Here is a 15,137-nt window from a genome sequence, read left to right as displayed (position 1 = left end):
CGGAGGCGATATCCATTGAATGGACAAATTGAAAATCGCGCCCAGGTGCTGCAGGAACATTTCGGCATTACCGCCGATTCCCAGCAGTTCATTATTGCGCTGGCCGGCAATCCCAATGTCGGCAAAAGCACTGTGTTTAATGCCCTGACCGGCCTTAGGCAGCATACCGGAAATTGGCCCGGCAAAACGGTAGATAATGCCCAAGGCACGTTCACTCACCACAAACAAAACTTTTTGCTGGTCGATTTGCCGGGAACCTATTCCATTCTGGCTCATACGGTGGAAGAGGAAGTGGCCCGTGATTTCATCTGCTTCGGCAAACCCGATGCTACCCTGGTGGTGCTTGATGCCACCTGCCTGGAGCGGAATTTAAACCTGGCGCTCCAGGTCATGGATATCACCGCCAACTGCATTGTATGCGTCAATTTAATGGATGAAGCACGCAAAAAGAATATTCACATCGACCTGCCGGCCCTGGAGCGTGAACTGGGTGTTCCCGTCGTAGCCACAGCGGCCCGTCAGGGCGAAGGGCTGGAAAGCTTAAAAGAAACGCTGTATCAGGTCAGCATTGGCATTAAGCAGCCTTCACCCCGCCAGATTACTTATTCACCGGTGGTGGAAGAAGCGGTAGCCGCCTTGCTGCCGGGCATTACCCGCCTGGTCGGCACGGCGCTAAACCCCCGCTGGGTAGCGCTTCGGCTGCTTGACGGGGATACCGGGTTCATTGAACAAATCCACCGGCACATTACCCGGCAAACCGCTTTGCCCTTAGCCAAGGAGGTAGCAGCCATATGAGCGGAACCGTCAAGCCCATCACCAGCCTGTCCGAGACTCTCGCCGCGGCGGATGCTCTTCGCCGCGGCACCGGCACCCAGTTGGGCGACATTATCGTTACCGATATCTATGCCAATGCCGAGCAAATTACGCAAAAAGTAGTGCGCCGGTCCCGGGAGTCGCCCCGTTCCTGGGACCAAAAGCTGGATGATATTGTTACCTCGCGGCTTTTTGGTTATCCCATTATGCTGGCCCTGTTAGGAGTTATTTTCTGGATTACCATCGAAGGAGCCAACGTTCCTTCCGACTTATTGGCCGGTGCCTTGTTTGCCTTCCAGGATCAGCTAACTATTTGGTTTACAGCAGCCGGTTCCCCTGCCTGGCTGCACGGTGTACTTGTCTTAGGCCTGTATCGCGGCCTGGCTTGGGTGGTTTCAGTCATGCTGCCGCCCATGGCTATTTTCTTCCCCCTGTTTACCCTGCTGGAAGATCTGGGCTATCTGCCCCGTGTCGCCTTCAACATGGATCATATTTTCAAAAAATGCAAGGCCTGCGGCAAACAGGCACTTACCATGTGTATGGGCTTCGGCTGCAACGCCGCCGGTATTGTATCCTGCCGGATTATCGATTCTCCCCGGGAGCGTCTGATTGCCATCGTGACCAATAATTTTGTCCCCTGCAACGGGCGATTTCCCACCCTGATTGCCATTGCCACCATCTTTGTCGGAGGTTTGTTTGCCCGGCAATTTGAAACACTGGTGGCCGCCGCCGTTATTACCGGACTGGTCCTCCTAGGTATTCTGACCACTTTCGCCGTTTCCTGGGTACTGTCCCATACGCTGTTAAAAGGAGAACCCTCTTCCCTGGTTCTGGAGCTGCCGCCTTACCGGCCGCCGCAAATTGGCGCGATTATTTACCGTTCCTTAATTGACCGCACCTACTTCGTCCTCAAGCGGGCTCTGATTATGGCTGCGCCGGCCGGAGCCGTCACCTGGATACTGGCCAATGTATACATAGGCAACAGCAGTATTTTAGCCCATATGGCCGGCTTTTTGGCGCCCTTCGGTCAAGCGGTGGGTATGGACGGTTTCATTCTGCTGGCCTTTATTCTTGGCTTGCCGGCCAATGAAATTGTCATGCCGATTTTATTGATGGGCTATCTGGCGGCCGGGCAGATGACTGAGGTAGATTCGCTGGCCGAGCTGGGAGAGATTCTCCTCGCTAATGGCTGGACCTGGCTGACCGCCACCTGCACCATGCTGTTTTGCCTGCTGCACTGGCCCTGCACCACCGCCCTCCTATCGGCCTACAAAGAATCAGGCAGCCTCAAGTGGACCTTGCTGACCTTCCTCATTCCCACTATCCTGGCCTTTGGCGTGTGTTTTCTGGTAGCCCAGACAGCCCGGCTGCTGCAGTTAGTATAAACAAAAGGGAGCCTTCGATCGAAGGCTCCTTACTTTATTAGTGTCGATTGTACTTTTTCTCTCACAGGCCACCCTGCTCCCGGGAACAAACACCGCCGTCCCGGGAATCGACCACGCAATTCTTCGAACATCTTTTCCCCAGATACAAGCCGTTATCCAGCACCCGCATGCTTTCATCCAACTCGGAATCGGCGGCCAGCACAATCACCGACAACGTAATAGTCAGGGAAAACTCACGGCCGCGATACAGAAAAACCTGCTTGGCAATAGCTGCTCTGACTTGTTCGGCACGCTGCTTCGCTTCAGTCAGTCCGGCTCCCGGCAACAGCATCAAAAACTCCTCGCCGCCCCAGCGCGACAGGTAGTTCTGACTGCCCAGCACTGACCGCATGCATGCCGACACTGTTTTCAGCACCATATCGCCGCATTCGTGACCATAGGTATCGTTTACCTGCTTGAAATTATCAATATCCCCCAAGATGAGCGCACACTGGCCGGCTTCCCGCTTCAGCCGTTCCATTTCCTGCTGCATGGTTTCCATCATGCTGCGGCGGTTGACCAGCCCTGTAACATAATCGGTTTTAGCGGAAATCTCCAGCTTCTCCATCATCTTCTCTAATTCTTCGTTCTTTTGCTCCATCTGCAGAATATATTGCTGCAACGTTTTCTGCGATTGCCTCAGTTCCAGATGGACCTTAATTCTAGCCTGCAGTTCCAGTGCGTAGAAAGGTTTGATGATATAGTCCTGACCGCCGCTGCGAAAGCCCTCTACAACATCCCTGATCTGCGTAGCGCTGGTTATAAAAATAACCGGAATATCCGCCAAATCAGAACGGCTTTTCAAGGCACGGCAAATAGAGAAACCATCAAGACCGGGCATGATAATATCCAATAAAATGAGATCTGGCCGGCAAGCAGCCGCCAGCTCAAGCGCCCGGTTCCCTTCCTGGGCCTCAATAATCTCATGCCTGTCCTGCAGGAAATTACGCACAATCTTTATTTCTACCGGACTGTCATCAACAACCAGTATTTTTGCCATAGTTTATCCATCTGCCTTACTATTTATAATTTTCGCTGCCCCGCGAGCTACCGGGAAAATGGCGGACAACCGCCGATAAAAAAGCATGCCCCTGCCCGGCCAGGTCTTCAGTAAAGCCCAAGTCGTGGGCAATCCCCTTTACGATGCCGCCTTTGGTTTCAACCGCTTGCACCAACCGGTCCAAAACCGCCAGCACCTCCTGTTTCAGGCTGGCAGTTGCACCAAAATTCAACAGCAACCGCGGCTCTTCCGTCAAATGTTCCTGCAGCTCAATCAACAGACTCTGACAACTGACCGGTGACAGTGCGGGATAAATAGCGATTTGCACCACTTTGCCATCCCGGAAAATTTGATAGGGCGGCAGGCGCGCTTCCCCTGCTGTCTTCAGCCGTTCATCCGGACCGGCTGTCCCCTTCAAACGGCGCACCAATTCCAGGTGCTTATGATAATCAAATTTCTGATTCAGAACATTCCCGACAACCTCTGCCACCTTATTGGCAGTAATCGGTTTTATAATAAAATGCCGGGCACCCCGTTCCAGTGAATCCAGAATGACCGGCCGCTCCTCAATGGCGCTGATGACAATAATCCGCGCCTCAGGATAGCCGGCAATGATCTTGGAGATCGTCTCCGCCCCGCTGATGCCTTCCATTGTCATGTCCATGGTCACCACATCGGGCTTGTGTTTGACATATTCGGCAAAGGCCTGTGCCCCATTTGCTGCCTCCGCCACAATCTTATGCCCTAACTCCTGCATAATCTCTATTAACTTTTTCCGGGCAACCGCCGAATCATCTACAATAAGCACGCGAGCCATGTAGCAGGCCCCCCTTTTCCGGTTTTTCAGCCGCAACTAGTCCCTTATCAACCCTAAAACAGTAGAACAATGGCGAGGCTATTTTTTGCGAGACAAGGCGAAGGAAGGAGGCATACCGTAAGTATGCTGACTGACGACAACAATGGCTTGCGGAAAATAGACCGTCCGTATTCACAAGATTAGGATTAACAAGGTACTTAACCCCGCTTATTCTTTTGCAGCACGGCAGCGACACTTTTTAATAATCTGGCCCTGTTCAATTTACCTTCATATAAATCAAACCCGGCCCGCAAGCCTCTTTCCCGATTGGTTGCACTGCTTAAGGAAGTCAGGGCAATCACCGGCAAGTGCTTAAGCTCCTCCCGCGCCCGGATGGTTCGTACCAGCTCCAATCCGTCCATCTGAGGCATCTCCACATCACTGACAACTACATCAAAAACCTGGCTGGACAACGCTGCCAGCGCCTGCACCCCATCCTCCACGACCTTAACCTCGTAGCCATCACTTTCCAGATAGCTTTTAGTCACACGGGCGAAAAAGGGAGTATCCTCAGCCAGTAAAATTTTCGCCCGCCGCGGTGCCTCAGCGGCCGCCTGCTCCGCCGGAGGCTGCCGGGAGGCTTGATAGTATTCGGGCACTGCCGTCTGAAACAGAGCATACATATCCAGCAGTGTAACGATATGACCGTTCACCAGAATAGAGCCCAGGGCGCTCTGCCCACTGATATGGCAGCCCTCCAACTGGATTGGCGTGGAAACCACATCATAAATTTCCTCGGCCATAATGCCGACCGGGAATTTGACAAACCGGGGCAAAATGACATACAGCCAGTTGCTTTTGGTCTTTCGCCTGCCGAGCGGCAAATGGTATTCCGGCCGGATAACACGGATAATCCGTCCCTGAAAGGTGATATATTGCTGCGAGCCGATCTTCTGCAAGGCCGTTGCCGCCACTTTTTCCACTCTGGCCACCATCGACAGATCGACCCCCAGCATTTCGCCGCCGGAGGTCCGGAACAACAGCAGACTGGTCTCTTCCGGACGGGAGGTTTCCTCTGCCGTGATCCGCGATTTTTCGTCCTGCAGCCGCAGCCTGGCTTTCAGGTGGACATGTTCCAAATCGAGGATCATCGCAATCCGCCCGTCTCCCAGCACGGTAACTCCGGAATAACAGCCGCTGGTTTTCAAAGCGGCCGGAACCGGCTTTACCAGAATTTCCTCGGTATCATAGACGGCATCCACCGCCAGACCGTACCACAGGCTGCCGCTCTTAATCACCAAAATGCGAAAGGTCCGGGTTTCATCAGCGAAATAAGCCGCGCTGTTGGTATTATCTCCATCCATTTCGAGAATGTCGGCGAGCCGGACCAAGGGCAGCAGACGGTTGCGCAGCCGCAACACTGGCGAGGTCTGAATAAACTCAATCCGCTTTTGCTGCTGATTACCCGGCTGCAGCAGCACCAATTCCTTGACATTGGCCTGCGGGATGGCAAAGGCCTCGCCTGTCGCTTCTACAATAAAGGAGGAAATAATAACCAGCGTCAGCGGCAGCAGCAAACGAAACGTGGTCCCCCGCTCCCTGGTGGTGAACACCTCTACCTTACCGCCCAGTTTTTCAATATTGGTTTTGACCACATCCATGCCGACGCCCCGGCCGGATACGGCGGTAACCTGGTCAGCGGTGGAAAACCCCGGTTTCATAATCAAGCTCAGCAGATCGCTTTCCTTTAACAAGGCTGCTTCCGTTTCCGTCACCCAGCCTCTGGCCACCGCCTTGGTTCTGATTTTCTCCAGGTCAATGCCAGTTCCGTCATCCTGGATGTCAATCACTACCCGGCCGCTCTCATGGTAGGCGTGCAGCAGCAGCGTCGCCGGCAGGCGCTTGCCCTTGTCCAGCCTATCCTGCGGCACCTCGATGCCATGGTCCAGGGCATTGCGCACCAGATGAGTCATCGGATCAACCAGCGCTTCAATGATGGAACGGTCCATTTCCACATTCATCCCCTGAGTAACCAGTTCTACCTCTTTGCCTAAACCGCGCGCCAATTCCCGGACGATACGGGGAAACTTATTAAATACATTGGCTACAGGCTGCATTCTGGCCTTCATAACCTTTTCCTGCAGCTTAGTTGTCAGGCTGTCGATGCCATGGGTTACCACATCCAGTTGCGGCGCCTCGCAGCCAATGCTTTCGGTAATGCGCAGCAGCTGATTGCGTCGCAAAACCATTTCACCGATAATATTCAGCAGATCGTCGAGCAGTGCTACCTTAACCCGGACGCTTTCTTCAAACAAGCTGTTTTTCACCCGGCCGGCCTCGGCATGAGAATCTTTTACCCCGCCATTGCCGGATGCCGGTACGGCATTTTGATTACCGGGCACCACCGGTAGGATTTCAGCCCGCGGCGCCGGTGCTTGTGCTGCGGCAGCCTCCTGAGCGGCATCGCCGGTTAACTGGTCCCACAGATCCCAAACACCCTGCGGGCTTTCCATACCGGACAGTTCCTCCTGCATCTCACCGGTCAGAGCGTTCAGAGCGCCCAGCGACCCATCAATGGCTACGAGTTCCGAATCAGCAGGATTATTCACTAACTCTTTCAATTGATCGGAAGCCGTTAACAGACCGTCAATCATCGCCACGGTAACACAGCAATCCTGATTGCGCAGTTTTCCCAACAGCGTTTCCATTGCGTGCGTCAGGGTTACGATTTTATCCATTTCAAAAAAGCCGGCCGTTCCTTTTATACTATGAACGGCACGAAACAGTTCATTTAGTAAGGGAGTCTCGTAACTGCCCTCTTCCAGACGCAGCAGCCCGGCCTCCAGCGTTCCGATATGTCCTTTGGCCTCTTCAATAAATTCTTGCAGTAATTCCTGACCGAAATCCATCATTGTCACCACTCATTTTTCTGATCTGCCGGCTGGCGCAGCCTGCCTGTGTCATCTTCCGGCAGGTCACCTCTACTGCCGGGAAATAGGGCCGTCACGTTGCTCAGACCTTAAACTGTTCTACCAGACGTTCCAAATGACGGGCTGTTTCGCCCAGCTCACTGGCAGCGCCGCTGGTGTGCGAAGCGGTAGCGGCCATATCCGCCGTAGCGGCATCGGCTTCCTGAATGCTTTCCGTAATGTTTTGCGTCCCTTGCGCGATTTCTTTGGTTGCCAGGGCGATATTCCCCATCACTGCGGCCATTTGGTCAGCACTTTTAGCCATTTCCATTGCTTTGATCGAAATATCCGCTGTGGCCTCATCCACCTGTCTGACTCCTTCCGAGGCCGCCACCGCCATTTGTGAAACCTGCTGGGCATGGGCCGCGATATCACTGATTTCCTTACTGATGCCCGCCACTTCCTGAACACCGGCCGTCATCGCTGTCGTGATGTCGCCAACGCTATGTGACTGTTCGGCCACTGCCGAAGCAATCGTTCGGGTAATGCCGGTCGTTTCCGTAATGACTGTGGCAATTTTCCCCACTGCGCCGACTGCTGCCCCCATATCGCTATGCATTTCCTCGATTTGCTGGGCAATATGCCTCGTCTCTTCCGCCGTTCGTTTAGCCAATTCCTTGACCTCGGCCGCCACCACGGCAAAGCCCTTGCCTGCCTCGCCGGCCCCGGCCGCCTCAATAGTCGCGTTCAAAGCAAGCATATTAGTTTGTTCGGCAATATTGCGAATCACATCGACAATTTGATTAATCCGTTTCGTTGTGGTACTTAGTTTTTGGATGATAGCCGTCGTTTCCTGCGACTGATTCTCTGCCGCCAACGTTATCTGGATGGATCTGTCGCATTGCTGACCGACCTGATTAAGCGAACGACTGATTTCTTGTACCGCCCGGTCTACATCCTCCATGGAGGCGGAGACATCACCAGCGGCAAAGGCCACACGATTGATGCTTTGCGATATTTCCTCCACTACGTCACTGACCTGATCCACCTGTCCGGCAATCTGGCTGGTCGTTTCCGACACATGCTGCGAGGCAGCCGACATTCCATTCGCCAGCCCGGCCACCGCGTCCACACTGTGGCTTACCTCCTCGGCCGAACTGGCCGTTTCTTCAATCCCGGCCGATATTTCTTCCACTGTGGCGCTGATTGTCGATATTTGAGCGCTCATTTGTTCACTATTGGCCGCCAAGGTAGTCGAAACATCAATCAGGTCGACCGAAGATTCCTTCAACTGCCCCGTCGTCTGCCGGATATCCCCCACCATGCCGCCCAATACCTGCAGTGTATGGTTCACCGCGCCGGTCAGCGCCCCAATTTCATCGTTGGCGTATACCTTGCCGCGCACCGTAAAATCACCGGTTTCCACTAAAGCCATCAGGGACTGAAAATCATTAAGCGGCCGAATGATCAGTCTGGTGAGCAACAACCCGGTCATCCCGATAATCAATATGGCCACAATCAGCGGCGTCAGAAGGGAGATGCGGGTGATCGCCGTCAACTGTCCCTGTACTTCGTCCGCCGGCACCGAGGCTACCAAGGCCCAGTTGCCGCCGGGCACCGGCGCATACCCCGCATACTTGTCCACATTACCCCAACGGTAAGGAGTAATGCCGCTTTCCCCCTGTAAGGCCTGAGTTAATGCCTGCCGCAGGCGGGAATCGCCTTCCTTGAGAAAATTGCTTTTCATCGCCACATTTTTATCCGGATGGGCAATGACCAGCCCGTCGCCCTGAACCAAAAAAGCATAGCCCGTTTTATATACCTTGGTTCCGGTAACCTTCTGCATCAATTTTTCAATATTCATACTGCCGCCAATCATGCCGATTACCCGGCCATCCCGTTTAAGCGGTACGGCTACAACAACTACCAGGTTTCCCGAGGTTTTGGAGATGACCGGATCAGAAACGACTGTCTTTCCCTTCATAACTTCAGGAAAATACACGCGGTCACTGATATTGGCACCTCCCTGGATAATCCCGCCTCCGTCATTGCGGGTGGCCGAAAAATAGTCGCCCTTTTCGTTGGCCACAAACAGGACATCATAATCCGTTGCCCTGGCCATCTCACGGGCCAGATACGGCCAAGTCCGGCCAGCATTGCCTACCTCTACCAAGGGGGAGTTGGCCAAGGTGGTAATATAGGACTTCTGCTCATCCAGCCATAGCCCCACCTCCTGCCCTGAACTGACGGCTAACGCCTGAATAGACTGTTCGGTATTTTCCACCAACGCCTTCTGTGCCGTCTCATAAATCAGAAACGATGATAACGCAAGGCCGGCCACGACGGCGACCACCAGAATTCCGATCAACTTTTTTCTAATACTGTGCATGCCCTTACTTGCCTTTGTCCGTCCACCTGTTCCCATGCTGTCTGGCCTCCCGCAAAATAACATAATTCTACAAAGTATGAACTATTTATACAGTGGTCCTGTATTTTCCTGTATGCCGGCCCGGATTGTCTGCTATTCTCATGTAAGATTATCTTTCTGGATAATCCTTCACCATTCTACTTATCCTCTTGGATAATACCTGACCGGCAACAAACTGCTCAACTTTCCTGACCAATAATCTGCCAGCCGCGGCAGGCAGGAAACAACCCTCTCACAGGGAAATAACCATAATATATCTTCTGTCCTACCTGTGCAGCAACCTGATAAACCATGCAGAACAAGAGGTGTCAGACCCGTGATAAAAACTATTCTTATCGACGATGAACCGCCGGCACTCGAGGCATTATCCCACCTGCTCCGGCAATATCCTGTCCTTGAGATCGTAGGTGAATATACCGATATTGAGGCAGCCTGTCAACGGCTCCGGCAGGACCCAGTCCAACTGGTCTTCCTGGATATACACATGCCACCGGCTGACGGGCTGGACGCCGCCAGAAGAATGTACCGGAACCAAAATGACCTGGCCATTGTCTTTGTTACCGCCCATAACCAGTTCGCCCTGGAGGCCTTCGAAGTCAACGCCGTTGACTATATTGTTAAACCGGTCATTAAACGGCGGCTCGATGCCACCATCGAAAAAATTATCAGCAAGTGCCCGCCGACTGCTTACGAGCCACTGTCCAAGCGGCAGGGTGAATTTTTAAACCGCCTGCTTGGCGGGGCGCTGACCGTCGACAGGGAAATAGCCGGGCAGGCCCGGCAGCTAGAGCTTGATGCCAGCCAATCCTTTTCCCTTTTTTTTCTGCTGCCTAATACCTGGGACAAAACACCGGCGGCTAACTGCCGTCCCGCTATGCTTGACACATTAACCGCTGCCTCCCTGCTGGTCTGGGAAACACCTCACGGCTTGTGCGTACTGGATTTTTCACCTGTCCCTGCCGACAACAGCAAGGAGACGGAACGGCTTGCCGCCACCCGCCTGAAAGACCTGCTGGACGCCCGCTTCCCCCAGGCAATCGGGGCTGTTGGAATTGCCCGGCAGCGGGGAGACCTTAACAGCCTTGCCGACAGATACCGGGAAGCCCGCAATGCCACCCTGATCGGTATACGAACAGCCCCCCAAACAGGAATTTATCACTTTCTGGACAGCGGGTTGCAGGTAACATTAGCCCATTATATTCCGCAGGCAAAAACCGATGCCCTGATTAACGATACCTTCGGCAAACTGCTCCACTATGACCAGCAAAACGGCACCGAACTGTTTGCCACGCTGGAGGCTATCCTGCTGAACGACAGCCTGCAGCTAGTGGCGGAAAAACTGTTTATTCATTATAAAACCGTCTTGTTTCGCAAGCAGTCAATTGAAAAAATCCTGGGGTTCCCTTTGAATTCCTTTACGGGACGCACGACCTTAGGCATTGCCCTGACTTTGCTTTATTTAAATCAGCCTCCCTCCGCTACAGCTCCGTTCCCCAGCCATTATGATCGCTAAAAATAAACCAGGGCGTAGGTCCGATTCTTTAGAATGCGGCACTACGCCCTGCGCTAATTTACCGGTTCCACCGGAACAGGAATCCGAAAGGTTACGGTAGTTCCCTTGCCCACTTCGCTGATAAGTGTCAACCTTTGCCCATAAAAGGACAGTAAACGCCTGTTGATATTTCGCAGGCCAATCCCGCTGTTCACCCCTTCGGCATCAGCCAATAGGCCGCCCAGTTGGTCAGCCGGAATTCCCGCGCCGCTATCAGCAACCATTATGACCGCATTGTCCTTCTCCTTCTCCACCGTGATTCGGACCCGGCCTTTGCCGCCTTGTCTCATAATACCATGCTGAATCGCATTTTCTACCAGCGGTTGGATGGTTAGCGGCAAAATAGGGCCTTGCAATACGTCGGGATCAATAGAATACTCTACCTCCAGTCTGTCGCCAAAACGGGCTTTTTCCAGTTCCACATAGGAATGCACCAATTCCAGCTCATTCTCCAGGCTGGTATAAACTGAAGTCCCTCGGATTTCAAAGCTTTTACGCAAATAATTGCTGAATTCGCTCAACAGCATTCCGGCTTTTTCCCCGTCGGTATAGCAAAAGGCAACAATGGTATTGAGTGCGTTATACAGAAAATGTGGCTTGATCTGGGATTGCAGGAAGGCCATTTCCGCCCGGACAACATCTTTTACGGCCTTCTGCAGAGACAACAGCGTCCTGACCCGTGATCTGATTTCCTGGCTGGCAAACGGCTTGGCGACAAAATCATTGGCCCCGGCAGCAAAAGCGGCGGCAATATCCTCCTGGGAATTGCAGGCCGTCAGGATGATAATCGGCAGCTCCAGCATGGAATGCCTGTTTCTGATCTGACGGCACAGTTCGTAGCCCGATATATCCGGCAGCATCACATCCAACAGCACCAAATCCGGACTATTTGCCGCTCCGAGCTGCGCTAACGCCTCCGCCGCTGTCACCGCCGTAAGAATATTATAGTCGTCCTTGGCAAATACCCGGAGCACCACCTGCAGATTAGCAGGTTCATCATCCACTGCCAGAATGGTAAACTCCCCATTTTTTAACATCTGTAACGGCAGCACTGATTCTGAAGGCTGGCGGGCTGTCTGACGGCCAGCAGCCGTGTCTGCCGACTCTATGGCTGTCGGACTGATCGCCAGTTCAAACACAAACCGAGACCCCACACCGGGCTCCGACCAGTCAAGCCACAGTGCTCCTCCCATCAGTTCGATTAATTGACGGGAAATCGTTAGCCCGATTCCCGTACCACCCCGTCTATGCTCGGCCTGTTCAAAGGCGTCAAATATCTTTTCCCGCAGCTTGGCCGGTATGCCGCAGCCCGTATCCTCCACGGCAATTCGCAAGCAACGGCCCTGGCGTTCAGCCTTAACCCGGATTTCTCCCTCGCGGGTAAATTTGACGGCATTACCGATCAAATTGAATAAGACCTGTCTTAGCCTGTCCTCATCGGCTACAATAGCCGGCAGCACGTCCGGCAATTCCTGCGCCAGCCTGACTTTTCCCGGCGGCAGCAGATACCCGGCAACATCCAATACGGCGCCAATGACCGGCCGGATATCCACCGGCGACAGTTGCAGCCGGACTTCCCGGTTCTTAAGCCTGGAAAAATCCAGAATATCGTTGATAAGATTAGTTAGTCTTCGGCTAATGGAAACTATTTGCTGCCAGTGTTCGACCTGATGGGAATTTTCCAGGGCGGCTTCCGCAATATTAAGAATACCCTGCACCGGCGTTTTAAGCTCATGGGAGGTGTTCAGCAGAAATTCATCTTTGACTTTATCCAAATTAAGCAGCCTTTGCGACATAGCTTCGATTGTATCATAGGCATCGGAAAAACGGATGACCAACATCAAAGAAATGAGTATGACAAAGCTCAATGAGCCAAAATCGCCAATCACCCGGGCCGGCAAAAAATCATTCTGGTATAAAAAAATTTCCACGATAGTCCCCGTTATACAGCCGAAAGCACAAATCAGAATTTGCAGACCCAGCCGTCCCAAATTGCCATACTTTTTTTTGTACAGCGACCGGCACAACAAAAAAACAATGCCGATATAGACGACACTTTCCAGTACAACAAACGGTATCTCCAGGAAAGAGTACAATTTGAGCGGCGTCACTAAAATAAGCAGCAGGTAGCTGCTAAAGATACTGATGATAAAAGTAAGTAGCTTGGGAGGCAGCAGCTCCCGGCCGGCTTCTTGCAAAAACAAGGCGATTGCCACGACATGTCCAAACCCGGCCAGGCTTTTTATCTTATAAACGGTTTCAAAGGATATGGCCGGAAAAAACTGGGCCAACAGCCGCTGCCCCTGCGTAAACTGGGCCAAAGCCAGAATCAGGCAGTAAATACCGAAATACCCTAGGCTCCGGTTGTTTGGCCGGTAAAGAAAGGTGCAAATATGATAGAAGCCGATAAAAAATAATCCGGCAAACACGATAAGCTCAGTCCGGGACAGTCTGTTTTCCAAACCGATAATATCACTTTGCCGGCCCAGATAGAGAGACGTGGCAATTCCGCTGTTCGAGCGGTACGTATAATTGGCCACCTGCAGCAACAGTTCCGCCTGATTCCCCTGTACGGTAAAAAAAGTAGTATAAGGGGTATTGCCGCTTGTATAAGCAGCCTCGTCGGCGGCAGGGCTGCCGCTTTGCCCCCGCAACAGCCCATCGACAAACAACTTGTGAGATTGGCGGATATACTGGGTTTTTATTCCCAGAGTGTCCGTAGTCGGTTTAAGCTTTACCACCAGCCGGTAAGTGCCATACCCCTCAGTCTGCAGGATTTCGTCGGCCAGCTTTCCCGCCCATAGAGACGGAACCTTGATATATCCGGTCAGCCGTGGTCTGTCTGCCGCCCCATTGCCGGCAAAATCAGCCGGTGTCAGCAATTGCCGCCAGTAAAACTCCCACTGACCATCCAGTGCAACACTTCCATCTGCCGCAAAATCCCAGCCCGCAAGATCGAGCACTCCCTGCACAGCCTGAGGGCCTTTTTTCTCCGGCAGCCTTCCGGCTAACAGCCAGGAACCGGCCAGAGAAAGGCTGATTACCAGCAGCACAATACCATAGGCATTTTTCCGTTTTCTAATCCAGTTTATCAAGCGGGCACCTTCTTGCTGTATCGTTATTGCTTAGATTATACCTGTCCGGTTCTGCCAAAGGCAAGTGAAAATAAACAGCAACAGGGACGGAAAAGCGCACCGGCAAGCTGCGTTTTTCCGTCCCTGTTACCGGGATTTTTGTACATACTCTAAAAAACGGGCGTATATATCGGGATTATCCCGGACAAATACCATAAACCGCCGGATTGAGGCAATCGTCTCCGGCGAGAGATAATGTTCCATCGCTTCGGCTTCGGCCGCCACATCGCAGCCGGAGCACAAAGTTCGCAAAAAATCCTGCAACAGCGAATTGCGCTCCACCAGATACGAGCCCATCTGTCGCCCCTTATCGGTCAGTTCGATCATTCCGTACTTTTGATAGGTAATGTACCCGCCGCTCTTAAGCTTCGCCATCGCCTTGGTCACGGAGGGCAGCGACACCCGCAAGGTCCGGCTGATATCGGTAACCCGGGCTTCTCCCCGGCTGGCGGCAAACCGATAAATCTCTTCCAAATAGTCCTCCAGACTGGGAGACAGCATGGACCTACCTCCTTTTAGACTCCACCAACCTTGAAAACAGAAATTGTTGACGGTAAAAACCTCGCCACCTTCGTTGTTGTCAGTCGACAGGCTGGCGGTATGCTTCCCTCCTCCGCCTTGGCTGACAAAACTTCGCCTCACCATCAGCTTCCTGTTGCAAAGCCGGCGGAGTACTTATGCCTTATTAATAGTAAGCATATGCAGCGCCGCCCCATTTATGTCTCATGATGAAAATGACAACAAGCAGCCTGCCGGCTGCTTCAGCTTGTTGAAAAAGTATATAGTATGAAAATGGTTTTTGAGGGTCCATGTAGAATTAATTCTGCATGGACCTAATTTTGTTAGGAGGTAGAGTATGCTTAAAGAACGAGCACCTCAGCAGATGAAATTCGAATTAGTTTGTATTGATCAATTAGTTCCTGAAGATCACCTGCTTAGAAAGATAGATAAATACATAGATTTTTCGTTTATATACGAGAAGACCACCCCCTACTATTGTCAAGATAATGGACGACCACCCGTAGATCCGATTGTCCTTTTCAAAATGATCTTTATTGGCTATCTTTATGGCATCCGTTCC

At 52.5% G+C, this 15,137-nt stretch carries 10 protein-coding genes; 4 read left to right on the top strand and 6 right to left on the bottom strand.

The features are described 5' to 3' along the window. Positions 1 to 15 precede the first annotated feature (15 nt). Both F3H20_RS12275 and F3H20_RS12270 read left to right on the top strand, forming a co-directional pair. Positions 16 to 795: a FeoB small GTPase domain-containing protein gene (locus F3H20_RS12275; RefSeq protein WP_149735212.1), complete on the top strand. Its 780-nt coding sequence runs from the start codon at positions 16 to 18 to the stop codon at positions 793 to 795. Further along, positions 792 to 2,198 carry a nucleoside recognition domain-containing protein gene (locus tag F3H20_RS12270; RefSeq protein WP_149735211.1) on the top strand — a complete coding sequence of 469 codons (1,407 nt, stop codon included), beginning with the start codon at positions 792 to 794 and terminating at the stop codon, positions 2,196 to 2,198. The genes F3H20_RS12275 and F3H20_RS12270 overlap by 4 nt, the downstream gene beginning before the upstream one ends. 61 nt (positions 2,199 to 2,259) lie before the next feature. Here the strand turns inward: F3H20_RS12270 and F3H20_RS12265 are convergent, their stop codons facing one another. From F3H20_RS12265 to F3H20_RS12250, 4 genes are all read right to left on the bottom strand, one after another. Next, positions 2,260 to 3,237 carry a diguanylate cyclase gene (locus tag F3H20_RS12265; RefSeq protein ID WP_149735210.1) on the bottom strand — a complete coding sequence of 326 codons (978 nt, stop codon included), beginning with the start codon at positions 3,235 to 3,237 and terminating at the stop codon, positions 2,260 to 2,262. 19 nt (positions 3,238 to 3,256) lie between these two features. Further along, the gene (locus F3H20_RS12260; RefSeq protein ID WP_149735209.1) at positions 3,257 to 4,054 is read right to left on the bottom strand and encodes a response regulator; all 798 of its coding nucleotides are present in this window, start codon (positions 4,052 to 4,054) and stop codon (positions 3,257 to 3,259) included. Between the two features lie 197 nt (positions 4,055 to 4,251). Further along, positions 4,252 to 6,945 (bottom strand): hybrid sensor histidine kinase/response regulator, encoded by a 2,694-nt coding sequence (locus F3H20_RS12255; protein WP_149735208.1) that lies wholly within the window; start codon positions 6,943 to 6,945, stop codon positions 4,252 to 4,254. Positions 6,946 to 7,045: 100 nt separating this feature from the next. Beyond that, positions 7,046 to 9,367 (bottom strand): methyl-accepting chemotaxis protein, encoded by a 2,322-nt coding sequence (locus tag F3H20_RS12250; RefSeq protein ID WP_188128313.1) that lies wholly within the window; start codon positions 9,365 to 9,367, stop codon positions 7,046 to 7,048. Positions 9,368 to 9,686: 319 nt separating this feature from the next. On the opposite strand from F3H20_RS12250, the gene F3H20_RS12245 reads away from it, so the two are divergent. Continuing rightward, positions 9,687 to 10,883, top strand: a complete 1,197-nt coding sequence (locus F3H20_RS12245) for a response regulator (RefSeq protein WP_149735206.1) — start codon at positions 9,687 to 9,689, stop codon at positions 10,881 to 10,883. A gap of 53 nt (positions 10,884 to 10,936) precedes the next feature. On the opposite strand, the gene F3H20_RS12240 is transcribed toward F3H20_RS12245, so the two are convergent. Both F3H20_RS12240 and F3H20_RS12235 read right to left on the bottom strand, forming a co-directional pair. Beyond that, positions 10,937 to 14,017, bottom strand: a complete 3,081-nt coding sequence (locus F3H20_RS12240; protein ID WP_149735205.1) for an ATP-binding protein — start codon at positions 14,015 to 14,017, stop codon at positions 10,937 to 10,939. A 126-nt stretch (positions 14,018 to 14,143) separates the two neighbouring features. Further along, positions 14,144 to 14,557 carry a metal-dependent transcriptional regulator gene (locus F3H20_RS12235; RefSeq protein ID WP_149735204.1) on the bottom strand — a complete coding sequence of 138 codons (414 nt, stop codon included), beginning with the start codon at positions 14,555 to 14,557 and terminating at the stop codon, positions 14,144 to 14,146. 355 nt (positions 14,558 to 14,912) lie between these two features. Between F3H20_RS12235 and F3H20_RS12230 the strand changes: the two genes are divergently transcribed. After that, a partial coding sequence (locus F3H20_RS12230) for a transposase (RefSeq protein ID WP_149735203.1) occupies positions 14,913 to 15,137 on the top strand: 225 nt, incomplete at its 3' end.

It is taken from the genome of Propionispora hippei DSM 15287 (assembly GCF_900141835.1).
GTDB classification, from domain to species: domain Bacteria; phylum Bacillota; class Negativicutes; order Propionisporales; family Propionisporaceae; genus Propionispora; species Propionispora hippei.
The sequence above is the reverse complement of the archived record's forward strand: the minus strand, read 5'-3'. Positions and strand labels throughout refer to the sequence as shown.

Bases quoted from the DNA above. Each gene is read 5' to 3' on its own strand.
- F3H20_RS12270 (WP_149735211.1), top strand. From the start codon at position 792: ATGAGCGGAACCGTCAAGCCCATCACCAGCCTGTCCGAGACTCTCGCC.
- F3H20_RS12265 (WP_149735210.1), bottom strand. From the start codon at position 3,237: ATGGCAAAAATACTGGTTGTTGATGACAGTCCGGTAGAAATAAAGATT.
- F3H20_RS12260 (WP_149735209.1), bottom strand. From the start codon at position 4,054: ATGGCTCGCGTGCTTATTGTAGATGATTCGGCGGTTGCCCGGAAAAAG.
- F3H20_RS12255 (WP_149735208.1), bottom strand. From the start codon at position 6,945: ATGATGGATTTCGGTCAGGAATTACTGCAAGAATTTATTGAAGAGGCC.
- F3H20_RS12250 (WP_188128313.1), bottom strand. From the start codon at position 9,367: ATGGGAACAGGTGGACGGACAAAGGCAAGTAAGGGCATGCACAGTATT.
- F3H20_RS12235 (WP_149735204.1), bottom strand. From the start codon at position 14,557: ATGCTGTCTCCCAGTCTGGAGGACTATTTGGAAGAGATTTATCGGTTT.